Raw genomic sequence first — 3,772 nt, 5'->3', positions numbered from 1 at the left:
GGGAAGGGGTGGTCGATCCGAGGCGGATTGGCTGTTTCCTTTAAGGAGTATCCACCATGGCCACGCTTGCCCAGCATATCGATGTGCCCCAGGTTTCCGGCGCCTACAAGGTCGACATTTCCCAAGGCCGCAACATCGGCAGGGTCTCATCGGAATGGTATTCTCGTCCCGACGACGAGAAATTCCTGTCGCTCAATGACCTCTATGACAATGTTCGGCGCCGTGCCGACCGCGCTCGCACCCGTGTCGTCGAGAGCCGTGATGTCCGCGTCGAGGCGAGGATGGACAATGCCGAACGGCTGAGCCTGATCGTACCGGGCGAGGCCGAGCCGATCGCGCCCACCAACTGGTCGTTCGGACAGCTTTGCAGCCTGGTCGGCGCACCGGCCTCCTATCTGCGCTACCTGCCAGCCTCTCTTGCAGGCATCAATCTCCAGCATGGGTTGCTCAGCCATCGTGGCGAGCAGGTGAAGCTGCTTAACACCCATGAAGGGCGGTCCGAACTGCGCGCCGTTACCGGACCCGACTATGGCCGTATCTGGGATCATGAACTGGTCGCGGCCGTGATGAAGATCGCCGGGAACGGGGTCTCGGACACGCGCTGGAAGGTGCCGGGCGTTCTCGACTGGGGATCGATGCGCTATAACCCTCATGTCGACGTCACCCGCGAGACCACGACGCTCTACGCGTCCGATCGCGATGTTTTCCTGTTTCTGGTCGACGATACGCACCCGATCGAGGCGGGCAAATTGCCCAATGGTGAGCCTGATCTCTTCTTTCGTGGCTTTTACTGTTGGAACTCAGAGGTCGGCTCCAAAACACTGGGAATAGCCACTTTTTATCTCCGCGCCGTGTGCATGAACCGCAACCTGTGGGGCGTTGAGAATTTCGAGGAGATCTCGATCCGGCATTCCAAGTTCGCCGCCAATCGCTTCGCGCACGAAGCCGCGCCCGCACTCGAAACTTTCGCGGACTCCTCTGCTGTGAGCTTTGTCGAGGGCATCAAGACCGCGCGGGGCCGCATTGTCGCACGCTCGGACGAGGACCGTGAGACGTTCCTGCGCAAGAATGGGTTCTCCAGAACCGATACCGCCAAAATCATTCAGTCGGTGATTGCCGAGGAGGGGCATCCCCCCGCCAGCCTGTTCGACTTCGTTCAGGGCATCACCGCCCACGCTCGCGCCAGGTCGAACCAGGACACAAGGCTCGAAATCGAAGGCAAGGCCCGAAAGCTCTTCGCCAAGGCGAACTGACCTTCCGCGTCTCGCGGGACTCGGCCCCCGGCCACTCCGCGCGGCGCCAGCTAAATTCACCCCGATCCCCCCAGGCGGGCCGCCTCGATTTCGGTCGGGGCGGCCCTTTTCGTACCGAAAGGATATCATCATGATCGCTTCCTCGCACATCGCCTTCCAGCGCTTCACCATCGACGTCGAATTTTCGAGCGGCGGCGAACCCTATGCGACCCAGACCTATGAGGTCGAGGCCGCCGACTGGTTTCTCGCCGAGCGCGAAGCGCTCGAGATGTCGGTCAACAGTCCCTACGACAATGCCCGCATCCCGGATCTCACGCGTCGCGCGATCGCCCGATAGGCATCCCTTTTCCTCCCGCTCCCCGATCCCCGGCTTCCGGCTGCTGCCGGAGGCAGCGGCTTTTCCGCGCCATGGGAGGGAAGGGGGGCGGGAGAAATGGGCCGGGGGCGCCCGATGCACAAAACCCGGCCCCTTCGCATTCCACGAGGAGAACAGCCTTGAACACTCCAAAGCCAAGCCGCACTGCCTCGCTGCCGCTTTCCCTCATTACGCCGGGATATAATCCCAGGCGCTATTTCGACCGCAGTAAACATGACGAACTCGTAGCCTCGATGCGCCTGCGCGGCGTGCTTCAGCCCATGCTGGTTCGCCCTATTGGTCATAGTGACGACGCCTTTGAGATTGTTGCAGGTGGCCGCCGTTTTCGGGCAGCTCTCGAAGCCTTCGGAGCCGAGGGGCAAGTTCCCGTTATCATCCGCGAGATGACCGATCAGGAGGCACTCGAGGCCGCGATCGACGAAAATGATGTTCGCGATGATGCGTCGGAAACCGAGCAGGCCGATGCGGCTGTCCGTGTCCTCGCCGCGTGCCATGACGACCGCGCCGAGGCCGCGAGGCGTCTGGGCTGGTCCAAGGCCAAGCTTGATCGCCGCCTTGCGCTCGCCAATCTCTCTGAAACCGTGAAACTCGCCCTGGACGAGCGCCGGATCAAGGTGGGGCACGCTGAACTGCTCGCGGCCGTTCCTGCCGACAAGCAGGACAAGGCGCTGGAAACGATCCTCGGCTCCGGCCTCGACGTCGGGAAGACGCGCGATCTCCTTATGCGTGTCACGCAGGATCTCGCCAGCGCCTGCTTCGACAAGACCGAATGCATGACCTGTCCCTTCAATTCCGCGGCCCAGCGCGCGCTCTTCGAGACCCATATCGACGACGGTCATTGCACCAACACGGGATGCTTTGAACTCAAGACCCAGACCGCCGAGATGATCCGTTTCGAAGAAGAGGAATGTGCGCAAAGGGCGGCAAGGGCTTCTGCTCCACCTGCGTCAGACGATGCTGACGATGACTATGAAGACGACGCTATCGACGACATCATGGCTGACCCCCGCGAGCCTTCGATCTATCAGACCGAAGCTGCCACGGAGAATGCGGCGAGCGTGCGTGCTGCTTCGCCTTCGGCGCGGAACACGTCCAGCCCGGCGGCAACGACCAAGGCGGGCGTCTCCGCCCAATCGATCGCCGCGCGAACCGCGGACCTGCGCGAAGCGACCTGGCGCACTGCGCTCGCCCGAACCCTCGCGGGCAATCCCACGCACGCCCATAGCGCGGTCCTGGTCGCGGCAATGTCCGGGACGCTTCCGCAGATCAAGGCCGACACATTGAAGGCGCGCGCTGGTCTGCTGGTCAACGCTATCTTTCCGGACCTCGACTATCGTGCGCAAATTAAGGAAATCCGGGCGCTCTCGGATGAGCAAGCGGCAAATGTCCTGTCGGCCATCGGCGCAGCCTATGCCAGGGATACGTCGAGCTTCGGCCATGTCGCCGACCTTGCGCGGGCCTTCCACGTCGATCTGCGGGACGTCTGGCGCGTCGATCAGCCGTTCCTCGAACGCTACACCAAGGACGAACTCAAATTCATCGCGCGGGAATGCGGTCTCGTAGCGCATATGGGCGAGAAGGGGTTCGCCAAGCTGCTGGGCTCGAAAAAGCCCGAGATCATCGCGGGCATGCTCAATCGGATCGGGTTCGATTGGGCCGGACGGCTGCCCAGTTGCATGACGCTCGACGGCCAATATGGGCCGCCCCCGGGCGAAACCGCCCGCCAGGATGACGCGCAGACCGCGAAACTCGCTGCCTGACCCTCTCGCCACCCACCAAATAAGGAACGACAGTCATGCTGATTGCAAGCCTGCTCCCGCTGCTGAGCCGTTATTCGCTGGGGTTCGATCTCGTCTCTGGACCCGATGAAACCGTCACCCTCACGATCGTTCCGCGCAAGGCCGAAGGTGCGGATCACAACCTGAGCTCCGGCGAAAGCCGGCCAATCTCCATCACGGCACGCGCCGCAGAGATTGATGCCGAACTGGCAAGGGGCACCGATGGCGCACTTGGCCAGCTTATCGCCTCGCGCAAGACGCTCGCAGACCAGATCGCAGAGCAGGAGGAGGCCGCTGAAGCCGCAAGGGCCAGTTCTGCCGAGGCGGCGAAGGCGAAGGCCGCAACCGTCAAGCCGACCCCGCCC

Annotated in this window: 4 protein-coding genes; all 4 read left to right on the top strand. The window is 62.7% G+C overall.

The features are described 5' to 3' along the window. Positions 1-56: 56 nt before the first annotated feature. Positions 57-1,253 carry a hypothetical protein gene (locus CG471_RS29245; RefSeq protein ID WP_037485262.1) on the top strand — a complete coding sequence of 399 codons (1,197 nt, stop codon included), beginning with the start codon at positions 57-59 and terminating at the stop codon, positions 1,251-1,253. 130 nt (positions 1,254-1,383) lie between these two features. Continuing rightward, on the top strand, positions 1,384-1,590 hold the full coding sequence (locus CG471_RS29240; protein WP_099234598.1) for a hypothetical protein: 207 nt from the start codon (positions 1,384-1,386) through the stop codon (positions 1,588-1,590). A 158-nt stretch (positions 1,591-1,748) separates the two neighbouring features. After that, complete coding sequence (locus CG471_RS29235; RefSeq protein WP_099234597.1) at positions 1,749-3,389, top strand: PRTRC system ParB family protein; 1,641 nt, start codon at positions 1,749-1,751, stop codon at positions 3,387-3,389. A 35-nt stretch (positions 3,390-3,424) separates the two neighbouring features. Then, the coding region (locus CG471_RS29230; RefSeq protein ID WP_099234596.1) for a PRTRC system protein E at positions 3,425-3,772 on the top strand (348 nt) is incomplete at its 3' end.

Source organism: Sphingobium sp. IP1 (genome assembly GCF_002708645.1).
Classification (GTDB): Bacteria; Pseudomonadota; Alphaproteobacteria; order Sphingomonadales; family Sphingomonadaceae; genus Sphingobium; species Sphingobium yanoikuyae.
Note: the sequence above shows the minus strand (reverse complement) of the source record. Positions and strands in the feature narration are given on the sequence as shown.

Excerpts from the sequence above, each read along its gene's own strand:
- CG471_RS29245 (WP_037485262.1), top strand. The coding sequence starts at position 57 with ATGGCCACGCTTGCCCAGCATATCGATGTGCCCCAGGTTTCCGGCGCC.
- CG471_RS29240 (WP_099234598.1), top strand. The coding sequence starts at position 1,384 with ATGATCGCTTCCTCGCACATCGCCTTCCAGCGCTTCACCATCGACGTC.